Origin of the sequence: Pseudomonas sp. B6001 (genome assembly GCF_013386015.1) — a bacterium.
In the GTDB taxonomy this organism is placed as follows: domain Bacteria; phylum Pseudomonadota; class Gammaproteobacteria; order Pseudomonadales; family Pseudomonadaceae; genus Aquipseudomonas.
Genome location: NZ_JACAOX010000005.1, coordinates 76,143 through 90,496, shown reverse-complemented (window position 1 = coordinate 90,496; position 14,354 = coordinate 76,143). Strand labels below are relative to the sequence as shown.

The window sequence follows — 14,354 nt, the reverse complement described above, 5'->3', positions numbered from 1 at the left end:
GACCCGCCATGACCGCCCACGCCACCGCCTTCCACGCCCTGCACCACGCCCAATTGCTGATCCTGCCCAACGTTGCCGATGCCGGCGGTGCGCGCCTGGTGGCACAACTGGGCAGCCAGGCCGTCGCCACCAGCAGCGCCGCAGTCGCCTGGACCCATGGCTACAAGGACGGCAATCAACTGCCTCTGCCGTTGCTGGTGAGCACCGTGCAGTCCATCGCCCGCGTCATCGATGTGCCGCTGAGCGTGGACATCGAGGCCGGTTATTCCGACGACCCAGAGCACGTGGGCCGGGTGATCAAGGCGGTGATCGACGCCGGTGCCGTCGGGATTAACATCGAGGACGGTGCCGGCACGCCTGAACTGCTGGCCCGCAAGATCGAAGTCGCCCGTCGTGTGGCGGACAACTGTGGCGTGAAGCTGTTTATCAATGCCCGCAGCGACGTGTATTTGAAAGGATTGGCCCCGGAGCCACAGCGCCTTGAAGAACTCCTCAAGCGCGCCGCGTTGTACCAGGGCGCAGGCGCCAACGGGCTGTTTGCCGCCGGCATCCATCTGGAACACGAAATCCGTCAGCTCTGCCAGGCGACCAACTTGCCGGTCAACGTGCTGGCCTGGGCCGGCCTGCCTGCGCCCGAGACACTGCAAGCCTTGGGCGTACGCCGCCTCACGGCCGGCTCGAGCATCGCCGAATTCCTGTATGGCGCCATGCACAGCCTGGCCGAAGGTTTCCTGCGTAGCGGGCAACTGGATACGCACGCGCTCAAGGCGTTCACCTATGGCGACATGAATGGCCGCATGGCGCCATAACCCGCGACTCTCAACGATCCCCGCTCGACAACGGTAGCGTGTTTGGCCGATTATTCGTGTCCGCCAAACGCCACCCGCCTTGAAGCAGGAGCCTTGTACCTTGAGTTCGCAGAAAACCGTGACCGTTACACCGCCCAACTTTCCATTGAACGGCAAGGTAGCGCCCCCCGGCTCCAAATCCATTACCAACCGTGCCTTGCTGCTGGCGGCCCTGGCCAAGGGCACCAGTCGCTTGAGCGGCGCGCTGAAAAGCGATGACACTCGCCACATGTCGGTGGCCCTGCGGCAGATGGGCGTGGTGATCGATGAACCGGACGACACCACGTTCGTCGTCACCAGCCTGGGCAAGCTGCAATTGCCGGCGCAGCCGTTGTTTCTCGGCAACGCCGGCACGGCGATGCGCTTCCTCACCGCTGCCGTGGCCACTGTACAAGGCACCGTGGTGCTGGACGGCGACGCCTACATGCAAAAACGCCCGATCGGCCCGCTGCTGGCGACCCTCGGCCAGAATGGCATCCAGGTCGACAGCCCTACCGGTTGCCCCCCCGTGACCGTCCATGGCACTGGCCGCGTGCAAGCCAAGCGTTTCGAGATCGACGGCGGCCTGTCGAGCCAGTACGTGTCGGCGCTGCTGATGCTGGCGGCGTGCGGCGAAGCGCCGATTGAAGTAGCGCTGACCGGCAAGGACATCGGCGCCCGTGGCTATGTCGACCTGACCCTGGACTGCATGCGCGCCTTCGGTGCCCAGGTGGACATCGTCGATGAAAGCACCTGGCGCGTGGCCCCGACCGGCTACACCGCACACGACTACCTGATCGAGCCTGACGCTTCCGCCGCCACCTATCTGTGGGCTGCCGAAGTGCTGACCGGTGGCCGCATCGACCTCGGTGTCGCCCCACAGGATTTCACCCAGCCCGACGCCAAGGCCCAGGCAGTGATCGCGCAATTTCCGCAGATGCAGCCGGTGGTCATTGGCTCGCAGATGCAGGATGCCATTCCAACCCTCGCCGTACTGGCCGCGTTCAACAACACGCCGGTACGCTTCACCGAACTGGCCAACCTGCGGGTCAAGGAATGTGACCGGGTGCAGGCCCTGCATGACGGTCTGAATGAAATCCGCCCAGGCCTGGCGACCATTGAAGGTGATGATTTGCTGGTGGCCAGCGATCCGGCCCTGGCGGGCACCACGTGCAACGCGCTGATCGACACCCACGCCGACCACCGCATCGCGATGTGCTTTGCCTTGGCGGGCTTGAAGGTCTCGGGGATCAGGATTCAGGACCCGGACTGCGTCGCCAAGACCTATCCCGAGTACTGGAAAGAGCTGGAAAGCCTTGGGGTCCATCTGACCTGGTAAGCCGCCGGCGCCGGTAACGGGAGGGAGACTGCATGACGATTCGCCAACCCTGCCCACCCGGCGTCTGCGACTGCAATCGTGAGCAACTGCTCGACCTTCCCGGCGCCGATGCACGCATCCTGCACCTGACGCGCCAGGAAGAAAAACGCCTGCTCGAACGCCTCGAAAACCTGCAAAGCCTGCCCGACCTTGAGCGCATGCAACAGCTGATGTACCAGCAACTGGGCATTCGCGTGCATATCGCGCCGGGTCATACGGAAGTGAAGACGATGCGCGGGATTCAGATCGTTATCGATGACTTGCCGGGGTTGTGTCGCAAGACCCGGCAGTCGATTCCGGCGGCGATTCGCAAGGGCATGGAGAAGCGGCCGGAGATTGCGTATCGGTTGCTGGATGCTCATGACTTGTTTCGCGAGGGCTGAGGGCCGCCTTCCATTTGCGGCGATTTTCTCGCTTGAGCCTGCGGGCCGTTTTGTATTCGAGGCGAGCCTGGGCCATCTCCTGAGTACGCGGGGGCCGAAAGCCGGCTTTGTAGCGCTTGCGTTCATGACGAAGCAGGACGAGTTCTGCGCGCATTTGGCGGTGGCGGTGGGTATTGAGCAGGTAGAGGCTTAGCAGCGGGAACAGCAGCCCCGTTGTGTAGATAAAAGGATGGGGCTGATAGCTGTAGGTGAACAGCACAATGAAAAAGCTCATCACACAACTGCCTGCCAGTATCCAGACGCCCCAGTCGCGACCTCGGAGGATAAGAAAGTTGCCCGCTGACAAGATAATGGAAGCGATGCCCACATCCAGCCCCGTGTAACTACGATAAGCAGGCACGCCTCGCATGTAGGTACTACCCATCGACGACCCCGCTACCGCAAGAGCAAAAAGCGCAAACATAAAAGCACAGACGAAAACCGGAAAATAGTGAGCCATAAAAGCTCTAGGGGAATTTCTCAGTTCCATTATTCAAACTCTTCATATAGGCCGATGGCCAGTGTCCGGATATTCCCGGAGACGCCGCTGCCTATGACACTCATGGTTGCACCCACTCCTGCCCCCGCAATCGCCGAGTCAGCATCGATCGCGGCAAACAACCGGCCGAGGTCGATACTGCCTTCGATCCGTTCGCGGGTGGTGCGATAGGCAGCTGGAAAACCGTCCTTCAAGACGCTGGAAGTCATTCCTTTACTCCTGGATTCCACGAGAGCGCAAAGAGTAAGACTGAGCCGCCTGAAAGGTTGTCAGAAAGGTCCTCCTTTCCAGACTGACATTTCCCGATCACCTCTCCATACCTTGTGGGCAATCATTCCAATTGGAAAAGTACGCCCGTGCTACTAATTCCCTCTTCCCCCCGCAAACGACCACTCATCCGCCGCCGTCGTCGTAATCACTACCATCACATCCTCAGGGCTCAGCCCAATCGCAGCCTCCAGCCGCTCCACCAACACCTGGTAAAACCGCCGTTTGGTCTCGGTATCACGAGGTTTACCGCCCGTGATCGCGATAAGTACATAGTCGTGGCTGCGCGGGCCGCCCAAATAGTTGGGGTCGATGATCATCTCGCCAATTTCGTGCTGGTGGATCACGTGGAAGCGATCCGCGTCAGGAATCTTGAAGCTCTCAACCAGGGCGTCATGCAATCCCTGTGAAAGCGCTTGCAGATATTCAGGGGATTTCCCGCGGTGCAGGGAGATTCGAGCGTAAGGCATGGGGTTACTCCGCAAGACGGATGGCTGCCAACAGGTTCAGCGCCGACGCCGCTGTCGGCCAGCCGGAGTAAAACGCCAGGTGAGTGATGACTTCACCCAGTTCCTCGACGCTCAAGCCATTGCCAACCGCCCGCTGCAAGTGAAACGGTAATTGCTCCAGACGGTACATCGCCACCAGTGCCGCCACGGTGATCAGGCTGCGCTCCCTGGGCGACAGGCCCTCGCGCTCCCAGATATCGGCGAACAGCACGTCGCGGGTCAGCTCGGTAAATTTGTTGCTCATGGACGCTCGCTCCGACAATTCAGTTGACGGGCAAAAACTAGCAAGCCAGGATCATTCCGAATATCAGATTTAATAGCATCCACCATCCCGTTTTAATGGACCATTCAATGCGCCGCCCCACCTTCGACCTTGATGTACTGCGCACCTTCGTCACCGGCGTCGAGCTGAACAGCTTTGCCAAGGCGGCGGATCGCCTGGGCCGTTCGACTTCAGCCGTCAGCGCGCAATTAAAGAAACTCGAAGAACAGGTCGGCACGCCGGTGCTGAGCAAATCCGGGCGCGGGCTGGTGCTGACGCCGGTGGGTGAAGCGCTGCTCGGCCACGCCAGGCGGTTGCTGGACCTCAATGACACTGTCTTCAGCAGCCTTAACGAAACCCAAACCGCAGGCACTTTGCGCCTCGGTTTACAGGAGGATTTCGGCGAGCATGTGCTCAGTGACATCCTGCGGCGCTTCGCCAGGCTTTATCCGATGATCAGCCTTGAAGTGCGGATAGGCCGCAATGCCGAGCTGTTGACCCTGATCGACAGCGCGAGCCTGGACCTGGCGCTGACCTGGGAAACCGGTCAGACATCGTCCTGCCGCACCCGCCTGGGGCAAACCCCCATGCACTGGATCGGGCCCCGGGACAAACCCCAACTACCGCGCGCCGAGGACGCACCGCTGCCGCTGGTGATGTTCGAGGCACCCTGCGTATTGCGCAGCGCCGCGACCGAAGCCCTGGACCGCGCCGGCATTGCCTGGCGCATTGCCTTGACCAGCCCCAGCGTGGGTGGGATCTGGGCGGCGGTCGATGCCGGGTTGGGTGTGACCTTGCGCACCCGTATCGGTTTGCCTGCGCACCTGCGTGTACTCGACGGTCTGCCGCCGGTGCCGTCCCTTGGCTATGAATTGCATTGCAGCCATCCAGCGCCAGGCGCTGCGGTCGCACAGCTGGCAGCGCTCATACAGAGCAGCCTGGTTTAGGCGGTTTCGCAGGGTTGCAGGGTGACGAACAGTTGTCGCCCCAACTTCGCCGCCGTCTCCAGATGCTGTTCGGCAGCGCCGCTTTCCGAGTCCAGCAGCAGCTCGGATGTCAGCACTTTCGCACCGCAGTAATCAAAGATCCCATGGTCGATTTGCGTGCGCATGGCGTCAGCATAGCCGTGGCGTTCAAACACCCCTTCGTCCGCCCCGCCAACGCCCAGTAAGTGCACCTGCAAGTGGCCGAGTTTTTTCACCACCTTCGTCTCAAGGCTGTAGTCGATCGCCCACCCGTTGACGAATACCCGGTCGATCCAGCCCTTGAGCAAGGCCGGCATCGACCACCAGAAGATCGGGAACACCAGCACCAAGGCATCGGCGCGGTCGAGTCGGGCCTGTTCGGCCAGTACGTCGGCCGGCGGCGTGGCGCGGGTGCGGTGCACTTTATGGTCGGCGGCGTTGTAGCGTGGGTCGAAACCTTCGGCGGCGAGGTCGGCGATCTCGAAGGTGTGCCCTGCGTCTGTGATGCCGGCAGCGGCCTGTTTGGCGAGGCTGTGGGTGAGGGATTGTGGGTCGTGATGGGCAGCGACGATCAGCGCGTGCATGGCAATGACTCCTTCGGGGGGTGGCGATGAGCAGGCAAATTGAGTAGGCTTGAGCTAAGTTACCGTTGGTAAGTTACTTTTGGTATATAAGCATGTCAAGCGATCAATCCCCTGCCCCTCGCCGTCGCCTGTCCCGGGATGACCGGTTGCGCCAGTTGCTCGACGTGGCCTGGCAACTGGTGCGCGAAGAAGGCACCGACGCGCTGACCCTCGGGCATCTGGCCGAGTTGGCCGGCGTTACAAAGCCGGTTGTGTATGATCATTTCGGCGATCGCGCGGGGCTGCTGGCCGCGCTGTATGAAGATTTCGACGCGCGGCAGAACCAGGTATTTGCCGCTGCAATCGAGGCCAGCGAACCCACCCTGGATGATCGCGCCCGGGTGATTGCCTCGTGCTATGTCGACTGTGTGTTGTTGCAGGGGCGGGAAATTCCGGGAGTGATTGCGGCCCTGGCCGGCAGCCCGGAACTGGAAACCATCAAACGCGAGTACGACGTGATTTTCCTTGGCAAGTGTCGCGATGCCCTCGCCCCCTTTGCCGTGGACGGTGTGATTGGCCAGCCCGGTTTACGCGCAATGCTGGGCGCGGCGGACGCCTTGTCCCATGCTGCGGCCAGCGGGGAGATCAGCCCGCTGGAGGCGCAAGAGGAGCTGTTTGCGAGCATCAAGTCGATGGTGAGTCGAGGAGCGCGTTAGCCCAGCCTTGCATGCACGAACATCCGAGCCTTGTGGGTCATCTGGTCGAAGTGACGATCACGCTGTTTTTCGGCATCGACCATCGCCCGCTTGCCGTGCTTTTGCAGGAGGTAGGTGTGGATCTGCCGCACCTCCAGCGAGCTGTAGATCGACGCCACATCCAGCAACCCCATCAAGCCGTCAGTGCTGTAGTCGCGGGTGTTCATCAACACCTGGGTACCGCGCACACCGCGCAGTTGAAAGCCCATGGACTCGAACGCCGGGACCTTCTCCACTGCGCAGGTCAGTTCGGCATGGGGGTAGCGGGCCAGCATGTCCTGCATCATCGCCCGCGCCACGCCTTTGCGCCGATGGCTGGCGTGCACCGCCATGTAAGCCACGCCGCACGCCTCGGGATCGTCCTTCACCGGCAGGTACAGCAGGAAGCCGATCACCTGCTCCTGCGCGTCCAGCGCGACGATCAATTCCACCGCAATGCCCTTGGACCCGTCCAGCGCTTCCAGGTACAGGTGCACCTCGTAGCCGATGGCGTACTGGTAGACGTTGTACAGCAGGTTGCTTGGCGGGATGGCGACCATGCTGATGTCCGTCAGGTAGTCGACCACCATCTGCAGGATCTGCGCGTTGATCGGCTCGGGGCATGGGGTTTCGTAATGGGTAAGGCTGAACATTTGAATTCCTGGTGTTTCATTTCAAGGCCCGGCGGATTGTACCTGCTGAAGGGCCGCCGTGGACCCGCAAGAACCCATTGTGGCGAGGGAGCTGCTCGGCTCATTGCGCACATACCTCCCGCAGGCAACCGCGCAGCCAGCGATGGGCCAGGTCGGCGTCCAGGCGCGGGTGCCAGAGCATCGATACGGTGAAGTCCGGGAACACGAACGGCAGCGCAAAGCGGTAGAGGTCGCTGTGCAGGTTGGCGGTATGCCGCTCCGGCACGCTGGCGATCAGGTCGGTGCTGCGGGCCAGGGCCAGGGCGGTCGAGAAGCCGGCGACGATGGTCACCACGTCCCGGGTCAGCCCGAGCGCTTCAAGGGCTTGATGGATCTGGCCTTGATCACGGCCACGCCGGGACACGTAGATGTGCTGGCCTTCGGCGAAGCGCTGCGGCGTGACTTCGCCCTGGCTGAGCGGATGGCCCTTGCGCACCACGCCGATAAACCGGTCGCGGAACAGCGCCTGGGTCAGCACCTCGGGGCTGGCGCTGCTGTCGACCACGCCGGTTTCCAGGTCGACACTGCCATCGCGCAGCGGCGTGCTGCCTTTGTCCGGCTTGTGCACGAAGCGCAACCGCACGCCAGGCGCTTCCCGGGCGATCCGCGTCAACAGCGCCGGGCCGAAGTTTTCAACAAATCCGTCGCTGGTGCGCAAGGTGAAGGTGCGTACCAGTTGGCTCACATCCAGCGTCGCAGCGGGTCGCAACACCGCTTCGGCGTCCTGCACCAACTGGCTGACCTGTTCGCGCAACGCCAGAGCGCGCGGCGTGGGTACCAGGCCGCGGCCGGCACGGACCAATAACGGATCGCCGGTGGTTTCCCGCAGTCGCGCCAGCGCCCGGCTCATCGCCGACGGGCTCAGGCGCAAGCGTTGAGCGGCACGGGCGACGCTGCCTTCGGCGAGCAACACATCCAGGGTGACCAGCAGATTGAAATCAGGTGTCGACACGGCAAACCTCATAGGGCGTTTGGCGCACGTATAAAATGCAAATGCTGCGCCTTCCGCCATGTTAGGTGACGGCGTAGATTTCTGACAGCGGTCAAACCCAGGAGCCTCTTGATGAAATCACCTGCACCCCGTGGCGCTCTCGTCGCCCTGTCACTGTCCATGTTGCTGGCGTCCTTGGGCACCAGCATCGCCAACGTCGGCCTGCCGAGCCTGGTGCAGGCGTTTGATGCATCGTTCCAGGCGGCGCAGTGGGTGGTGCTCGCCTACTTGCTGGCGATTACTGCGGTGATCGTCAGCGTCGGGCGACTGGGCGACCTGATGGGCCGCAGCCGCCTGCTCTTGGCCGGGTTATTGCTCTTCACCGTTGCCTCGGCCCTGTGCGGCATGGCTCCGTCCCTCGGGCTGTTGATTGCGGCCCGCGCCCTGCAAGGCCTGGGCGCGGCGATCATGATGGCGATGACCATGGCGCTGGTGGGCGGCACCGTGACCAAGGAACGCACCGGCCGCGCCATGGGGTTGCTGGGCACGATGTCGGCCATGGGTACCGCGCTGGGGCCAAGCCTTGGCGGGGTGTTGATCGCGGGGTTTGGCTGGCGCGCGCTGTTTTTCATCACCGTGCCGCTGGGTTTGCTGACATTTGCCCTCGCCCGGCGCTATCTGCGCGTCGACCGCCATGGGCTACAGCCCGCGCAATCCGGGTTCAGTTTCTTGTCGACTTTACGGGATTCAACGCTAAGCGCTGGCCTGGCCATGAGCGCGCTGGTATCGGCGGTGATGATGGCGACCTTGGTGGTCGGGCCCTTCTACCTGACCCACGGTGCAGGCCTCGACCCTGCCTGGATGGGCCTGACAATGGCAGTCGGGCCCTGCGTTTCGGCATTGACGGGCATCCCTGCGGGACGCTTGACCGACCGTTTCGGCTGCGGCCCGATGACCATCGCCGGGCTGATGGCGATGCTGGCGGGCTGCCTGCTGCTCTCCCTGGCGCCGCTGAACCTTGGGGTTGCCGGGTACATCGCCCCGCTGATCATCCTCACCCTCGGCTACGCCCAGTTTCAGGCCGCCAACAACACCGCCGTGATGAGCGACGTACTGGCAGACCGCCGTGGCGTGATCGCCGGCTTGCTTAATCTGTCGCGCAATCTGGGCCTGATCGCCGGGGCTTCGGCCTTGGGCGCAGTGTTTTCGCAGGTTTCAGGTGACCTCGCCACAGCCACTCCCGCCGACGTGGGAAGTGGGATGCAAGCCACGTTCGGCGTGGCATTGGCACTGATTGGTGCAGGTCTTTTCCTGGCCCTGCGCACCCGCCTCGGCACCACACCTGTCTTGACAAGATAAAATCGTAACGACTATTGTCTGACAACCTGATTACCAAGGTTTTCCCATGCTTGAGCTCCAGCGCCCTGATTCGCTCGTTATGCGCGTTGTCAGCGCCATTCGTGCAGAAATCGATTCCGGCCAACTGGCGCCCGAAGCGCGCCTGCCCACCGAACAGCAACTGGCTGAACAACTCAATGTCAGCCGTTCGGTGGTGCGCGAAGCGATTGCCCAGCTCAAGGCCGACGGCGTACTGACTGCGCGGCGTGGCCTGGGCTCATTTATCTCGCAAACCCCGGCCGGCACCGTGTTCCGCTTCCCGGAAAAAAACGGTCGCCGCCCGGACCTGGCGCAAATGTTCGAAGTACGCCTGTGGATCGAAACCCAGGCCGCCTCGATTGCTGCCCAACGCCGCGACGCCGCGGACCTGCAGCGCATGAAGACCGCCCTGCAGGAAATGCACGACAAACGCGCCGACTTCGACGCCGCCGCCCTGGCCGATGTGGAATTCCACCGCGCCATCGCCGAGGCCAGCAAGAACGACTATTTCGTGGCCTTCCATGACTTCCTCAGAAGCCAACTGGCCAGCGCCCGCAAGACCGCCTGGGAAAACTCCGCCACCCGCTTTGTCAGCGGCTCGGCCGATGCCACCCAGGAACACACCGCGCTCTACCAGGCCATCGTCGACGGTGATGCCCAAGGTGCTGCCGCCTGTGCCGAGGCTCACTTGCGCGCCGCAGCAAGGCGCCTGCATCTGGAACTGCCCGCTATCAATTGACCGATCCGAACCCGTTTAAAGCGTGCCGATGGCGCGCTGTTTTTTTAACAAAACCATTAGTCTGACAACCTGATAAGCAGACTGAAATGCGTAGGTACCCAAAACAATGATTTACGACTTTTGCATCATCGGCGGCGGCATCGTCGGTTTGGCCACCGCGATGGAGTTGCTCAAGCGCCAGCCCACCGCCTCGCTGGTGATCCTGGAGAAGGAAAGCCTGCTGGCCAAGCACCAGACCGGCCATAACAGCGGCGTGATCCATGCCGGCATCTACTACGCGCCGGGCAGCCTCAAGGCCGACTTGTGCAAACGCGGCGCCGAAGCCACGAAGCAGTTCTGCACCGAGCACGGGATCAAGTTCGAGGTGTGCGGCAAGTTGCTGGTGGCCTCGACTGATCTGGAAGTACAACGGATGGAAGCGCTGTACGCCCGCTCGCAGCTCAACGGCATGAAAGTCGAACGCCTGGACGCCGACCAGTTGCGCCAGCGCGAACCGAACATCGTCGGGCTGGGCGGGCTGTTTCTCGACGCCACCGGCATTGTCGATTACCGCGAAGTCTGCGAAACCATGGCCCGGGTGATTCGTCGCGCCGGCGGGGAAATCTGCCTGGAACGCACCGTCACTGCGATCGTCGAGGACACCGACAAAGTCACCGTCAGCACCCGGGGCGAAAGCTGGCAGGCCAGGCATCTGGTGGTGTGTGCAGGTTTGCAATCGGACCGCCTGGCCGTGATGGCCGGCGTCAAGATCGACCACCAGATCATCCCGTTCCGTGGCGAATACTTCCGCTTGCCGGAATCGAAGAACACCATCGTCAACCACCTGATCTACCCGATTCCCGACCCGGAGCTGCCCTTCCTCGGCGTGCACCTGACCCGCATGATCGACGGCAGCGTCACCGTTGGCCCGAATGCAGTACTCGGCCTGGGTCGCGAGAACTACCGCAAATTCTCGGTGAACTGGCGCGACGTGGCGCAGTACGCGAGCTTCCCGGGCTTCTGGAAAACCATCTGGCAGAACCTCGGTTCGGGCAGCGTCGAGATGAAGAACTCGCTGTTCAAGTCCGGCTACCTGGAGCAGTGCCGCAAGTACTGCCCATCGCTCAACATCGAAGACCTGCTGCCTTATGAAGCCGGCATCCGCGCCCAGGCCGTGATGCGCGACGGCACCCTGGTGCACGACTTCCTGTTCGCCCAGACCCCGCGAATGCTCCACGTGTGCAATGCGCCCTCACCCGCTGCCACCTCCGCGATTCCTATCGGCGCAATGATCGCCGACCGCATGTTCAAGCCCCACTGACGCACCGCACCACGCCTCACTTTGACAATAAATATAATGACTCATAAGGAAGTACAGAATGACGGCTACAGCCCGCACCCCGGACGTTGAAACCCCCGAGCAAACCAGGAAACGCCTGCGCAAAGTCGCGGCCGCGACGATCTTCGGTTCGATGCTGGAGTGGTATGATTTTTACCTGTACGCCACCATGGCGGCGATTGTGTTCTCGAAGATTTTCTTCGATAACAGCGACCCGAAAGCCGCTACGCTGATGGCGTTTTCCACCTTTGCCATCGGCTTCATCGCGCGCCCGTTCGGCGGCATTCTGTTTGGCTACCTGGGCGACAAGTTCGGGCGTAAACAAGTGCTGGTGCTGACCTTCTGCATGATGGGCGTGTGCACCACGTTGATCGGGCTGATCCCCAGCTACGCCTCCATCGGCATCTGGGCGCCGATCGTGCTGGTGTTTATCCGCATTATCCAGGGCCTGGGGGCCGGTGCCGAATTGTCCGGCGCGGCGGTCACCTCCTACGAGCACGCCTCGCAAGGCAAGCGCGGCAGCCAGGGTGCATGGCCGGCGCTCGGGCTGAACCTGGGCTTGCTGCTGTCTTCGCTGACCGTGTACCTGCTGACCATCAACGGCAATGAATTCCTGCTGGCCGGCGGCTGGCGAATTCCGTTCATTTGCAGCATCGCGCTGGTGGGTGTGGGCCTGTGGGTGCGCAACAGCATCCCGGAAACCCCGGAATTCAAGGAACTGAGCAAGGAAACCGCAAAGGCCAAGGCGTCGCCGCTCAAGGCGCTGTTCAAGAACGACCTCAAGGGCCTGGCCGTGGTGTTCTTCGTGGCGATTGGCTACAACGCGTTGAGCTACATCTTCAAGACCTTTTCCCTGGCTTACCTCACCCAGTTCAAGGGTGTCGATGTGCACGTCACGTCGCTGTCGGTGACCATTGCCAGCCTGATCGCCATCGTCGCCGTGCCATGCTTCGGCTGGTTGTGCGACAAGTGGAGCAGCAAGACCGTGCTGATGCTCGGCGGCCTGCTGTCGCTGCTGTTTGCCTACCCGTTCCTTGCGCTGCTCAATACCGGTGAAAGCCTGATGATCTACGTCGCCATTGGCGTGGGCACCGGCATCCTCGCGCCGATGATGTTTGCGCCGCAGGGTTCGTTCCTGAGCCGCCAGTTCCCGACCCAGACCCGCTCCTCGGGCTTTGGCACCGGGCGGGAAATCGGCACCGCGATCGCAGGTGGCCTGGCGCCATTAGGGGCGTTGTCGATGGTGGCGGCGTCGGCCACTCACTCCACTGATGGCGTTGTGATAATCCTCGCGATCTCGTCCCTGCTGGTGGTGGTGTTCGCCTTGTGCGATCAGGGCCGTAAACACTCGGCATTCAAGAACTGAGGCAAAAAGTTCGGACCAACGGGTGCATGGATGCCCCTTCATCGCGCATCATGGGCACTTTCAAGCTCAAGGGAAACGTCCATGCGCGTTCTGTCATTGATGATGGGTCTTACGACGCTGGCCGCCAGTCTGGTGTTTACCGCCCAGGCGCAGGCGGGTGAAGAAAGCCTGTTGGTCGACTCGATCAATCAATACCGCAGCCAGGTCCAGCGCTGCGGCAACCAGGGTTCCCAGGAATTGCCACCGCTGGCCAGCGACACGCGGCTGGTGTTGCCGGTCAACAGTGTCGGCGACTTGCAGCAGGCGCTGGCGCGGGCGGCGTACCCGATGGTCAACGTCCAGGCCATCAGCCTGTCCGGGCCCAGGAACGCCGAAGCCGCGATGAAAGCCGTGCGCGAAAGTTTTTGCCGGGTGGTGCTCGACCCGCAGTTCATTGATATCGGCGTGAGCAACCGCGGCCAGGACTGGCGCATCGTGCTGGCCCGCCCGCTGCTGACCAGCGGCCTGGGCGAGACCCAGACCGAAGGCAAGAAGGTGCTCGACCTGATCAACACCGCCCGCCAGCAACCACGCCAATGTGGCGGCCAGGCCTTTGCCGCCACCACACCCCTGAGCTGGAACGAAGCACTCGCCAACGCCGCCGCCGGCCACGCGCGCAACATGGCCAACGGCAACTTCTTCGATCACCTGGACCACGATGGCCGCACCCCGGGTGACCGGGCTGAACTGGCAGGCTACATCGGCCAGCAGATCGGCGAGAACATCGCCGCCGGCATGGACACCCCACGCAAGGTGGTCGACGGCTGGCTGGCCAGCCCCGGGCACTGTGCCAACCTGATGAACCCGCAGTTCCGCGAAATGGGCGCCGCCTACGCCATGGACCCGAAAAGTGATGCCGGCATCTACTGGACCGGTTTGTTTGGCGTGCAGCAGCAATAACGGTTTGTATCCCAACGTATCTTCCCGGCGAGGCGACACACTGCGAGGTGCAGGGCCCCGGCGATGACACATTGCGGATACGCCGGCGCGGTTTCCTGTGCACACCGGCCCACCCCGGGCCACTTGCGAGGAAACCGTCATGTCCCAGAACAGCACCGTGCTCTACACCGGCAGAACCCACACCACCGGCGGGCGTGAAGGCGCGTCCCACAGCGATGACCTGCACCTGGACATCAAGCTGTCGCCGCCCGGCTCCAAGGCGCCCGGCACCAACCCCGAGCAACTGTTTGGTGCCGGCTGGTCCGCCTGCTTTATCGGCGCAATGGGCAAAGCCGCACAAACCCTTCACATCCGCCTGCCCGCCGACACGGCAGTGAGTGCCGAAGTGGACCTGGTGAACAGCCCGGAAGAAGGCTATTACCTGCAAGCGCGCCTGCGGGTCAGCCTGCCGGGTATCGAACACTCGGCGGCGCAGGCACTGGTGGACCGTGCCCACCAGACGTGCCCGTATTCCAAGGCCACCCGCGGCAATATCGCGGTAACGATTACGGTGGCCTGAAGGGAGC

At 62.5% G+C, this 14,354-nt stretch carries 17 protein-coding genes; 11 read left to right on the top strand and 6 right to left on the bottom strand.

Annotated elements, in window-relative coordinates:
• Window positions 1-8: 8 nt before the first annotated feature.
• From HX821_RS08505 to HX821_RS08495, 3 genes are all read left to right on the top strand, one after another.
• A complete protein-coding gene (locus HX821_RS08505; RefSeq protein ID WP_177035596.1) occupies window positions 9-809 on the top strand; it encodes an isocitrate lyase/phosphoenolpyruvate mutase family protein in 801 nt (266 codons plus the stop codon).
• Between the two features lie 100 nt (window positions 810-909).
• On the top strand, window positions 910-2,166 hold the full coding sequence (gene aroA, locus HX821_RS08500; protein ID WP_177035595.1) for a 3-phosphoshikimate 1-carboxyvinyltransferase: 1,257 nt from the start codon (window positions 910-912) through the stop codon (window positions 2,164-2,166).
• A gap of 32 nt (window positions 2,167-2,198) precedes the next feature.
• A complete protein-coding gene (locus tag HX821_RS08495; protein ID WP_177035594.1) occupies window positions 2,199-2,588 on the top strand; it encodes a hypothetical protein in 390 nt (129 codons plus the stop codon).
• Between the two features lie 528 nt (window positions 2,589-3,116).
• Here HX821_RS08495 and HX821_RS08490 read toward each other — a convergent pair.
• The 3 genes from HX821_RS08490 to HX821_RS08480 form a co-directional block, all read right to left on the bottom strand.
• Window positions 3,117-3,335: a hypothetical protein gene (locus HX821_RS08490; protein ID WP_102605864.1), complete on the bottom strand. Its 219-nt coding sequence runs from the start codon at window positions 3,333-3,335 to the stop codon at window positions 3,117-3,119.
• A 153-nt stretch (window positions 3,336-3,488) separates the two neighbouring features.
• The gene (locus tag HX821_RS08485; protein ID WP_008436392.1) at window positions 3,489-3,863 is read right to left on the bottom strand and encodes a tautomerase family protein; all 375 of its coding nucleotides are present in this window, start codon (window positions 3,861-3,863) and stop codon (window positions 3,489-3,491) included.
• 4 nt (window positions 3,864-3,867) lie between these two features.
• Window positions 3,868-4,146, bottom strand: a complete 279-nt coding sequence (locus HX821_RS08480; protein ID WP_087692706.1) for a carboxymuconolactone decarboxylase family protein — start codon at window positions 4,144-4,146, stop codon at window positions 3,868-3,870.
• A 107-nt stretch (window positions 4,147-4,253) separates the two neighbouring features.
• On the opposite strand from HX821_RS08480, the gene HX821_RS08475 reads away from it, so the two are divergent.
• Complete coding sequence (locus HX821_RS08475; protein ID WP_177009435.1) at window positions 4,254-5,111, top strand: LysR substrate-binding domain-containing protein; 858 nt, start codon at window positions 4,254-4,256, stop codon at window positions 5,109-5,111.
• Here HX821_RS08475 and HX821_RS08470 read toward each other — a convergent pair.
• Complete coding sequence (locus HX821_RS08470) at window positions 5,108-5,713, bottom strand: NAD(P)H-dependent oxidoreductase (protein WP_177035593.1); 606 nt, start codon at window positions 5,711-5,713, stop codon at window positions 5,108-5,110. The two genes, HX821_RS08475 and HX821_RS08470, sit on opposite strands and share 4 nt — an antisense overlap.
• 92 nt (window positions 5,714-5,805) lie before the next feature.
• On the opposite strand from HX821_RS08470, the gene HX821_RS08465 reads away from it, so the two are divergent.
• Entirely contained in the window at window positions 5,806-6,408 is a 603-nt protein-coding gene (locus tag HX821_RS08465) for a TetR/AcrR family transcriptional regulator (RefSeq protein ID WP_032899501.1), read from the top strand.
• Here HX821_RS08465 and HX821_RS08460 read toward each other — a convergent pair.
• Together HX821_RS08460 and HX821_RS08455 are read right to left on the bottom strand one after the other, a co-directional pair.
• Window positions 6,405-7,079 carry a GNAT family N-acetyltransferase gene (locus HX821_RS08460; RefSeq protein ID WP_177019813.1) on the bottom strand — a complete coding sequence of 225 codons (675 nt, stop codon included), beginning with the start codon at window positions 7,077-7,079 and terminating at the stop codon, window positions 6,405-6,407. The two genes, HX821_RS08465 and HX821_RS08460, sit on opposite strands and share 4 nt — an antisense overlap.
• Window positions 7,080-7,179: 100 nt before the next feature.
• Window positions 7,180-8,070 carry a LysR family transcriptional regulator gene (locus tag HX821_RS08455; RefSeq protein ID WP_003215222.1) on the bottom strand — a complete coding sequence of 297 codons (891 nt, stop codon included), beginning with the start codon at window positions 8,068-8,070 and terminating at the stop codon, window positions 7,180-7,182.
• Between the two features lie 111 nt (window positions 8,071-8,181).
• On the opposite strand from HX821_RS08455, the gene HX821_RS08450 reads away from it, so the two are divergent.
• The 6 genes from HX821_RS08450 (at window position 8,182) to HX821_RS08425 (ending at window position 14,347) form a co-directional block, all read left to right on the top strand.
• Window positions 8,182-9,408 carry an MFS transporter gene (locus HX821_RS08450; RefSeq protein WP_177035592.1) on the top strand — a complete coding sequence of 409 codons (1,227 nt, stop codon included), beginning with the start codon at window positions 8,182-8,184 and terminating at the stop codon, window positions 9,406-9,408.
• Window positions 9,409-9,454: 46 nt separating this feature from the next.
• The gene (locus HX821_RS08445; protein ID WP_008436372.1) at window positions 9,455-10,165 is read left to right on the top strand and encodes a FadR/GntR family transcriptional regulator; all 711 of its coding nucleotides are present in this window, start codon (window positions 9,455-9,457) and stop codon (window positions 10,163-10,165) included.
• A 106-nt stretch (window positions 10,166-10,271) separates the two neighbouring features.
• Window positions 10,272-11,465, top strand: a complete 1,194-nt coding sequence (gene lhgO, locus HX821_RS08440) for an L-2-hydroxyglutarate oxidase (RefSeq protein ID WP_177035591.1) — start codon at window positions 10,272-10,274, stop codon at window positions 11,463-11,465.
• A 58-nt stretch (window positions 11,466-11,523) separates the two neighbouring features.
• Window positions 11,524-12,849, top strand: coding sequence for an MFS transporter (locus HX821_RS08435; protein ID WP_087695066.1), 1,326 nt, complete (start codon window positions 11,524-11,526; stop codon window positions 12,847-12,849).
• A gap of 81 nt (window positions 12,850-12,930) precedes the next feature.
• Window positions 12,931-13,788 (top strand): CAP domain-containing protein, encoded by an 858-nt coding sequence (locus HX821_RS08430; protein ID WP_177035590.1) that lies wholly within the window; start codon window positions 12,931-12,933, stop codon window positions 13,786-13,788.
• Window positions 13,789-13,927: 139 nt separating this feature from the next.
• On the top strand, window positions 13,928-14,347 hold the full coding sequence (locus HX821_RS08425; protein ID WP_177029155.1) for an organic hydroperoxide resistance protein: 420 nt from the start codon (window positions 13,928-13,930) through the stop codon (window positions 14,345-14,347).
• Window positions 14,348-14,354: the final 7 nt, after the last annotated feature.